General features: G+C 55.3%; 1 protein-coding gene. It reads left to right on the forward strand.

Translation table 11 applies throughout. The annotated features are described in order from the left end of the window. Nucleotides 1-351: MauE/DoxX family redox-associated membrane protein (locus JHJ32_RS22680; RefSeq protein ID WP_370584571.1), on the forward strand; the 351-nt coding region annotated here is incomplete at its 5' end. Nucleotides 352-485 lie beyond the last annotated feature (134 nt).

The raw sequence follows: 485 nt of genomic DNA on the forward strand, positions 1-485 counted from the left end.
GAGCCGCTGAAGGAATGGCTGGTGTGGGGTGTACCCATTGCCGAACTATTGGTAGCCACCGGTTTAGTACTTCCGTTTCTGGTGGCGGCACCAAGGCTGATGCGGGCGGGGTTGGTGGGCAACCTTATGCTTATCAGCGGTTTCACACTGTATACGGGCCTGGCAGCGTCCGGCATTTTTGGTTATGTGCCCTGCTCTTGCGGAGGATTCTTGGAAGGCATGGGCTGGTGGGTACATTTCCTGTTCAACTTGGTATTTACGGCACTTGCAGCCGTTGGCGTCTGGCTGCAACGGAATATGATAAGAGGCGCCGATGTTTCACCATCGGTCTGTGGGCGGTTTTCGGGTTGATGTGGTTTGGCCGGCTGGGCGATAGCAATACTACGGAGGGCGCGATATCAAGGCCCGAACTCACAACGGTTATTTGCTTGCTTACTCGCGCCAGCGCAGCCAACATCACACGGAGACGGCACAGATTGATAAAA

The sequence above is a fragment of the Parapedobacter sp. ISTM3 genome, assembly GCF_016533505.1.
Taxonomy (GTDB): Bacteria; Bacteroidota; Bacteroidia; order Sphingobacteriales; family Sphingobacteriaceae; genus Parapedobacter; species Parapedobacter luteus.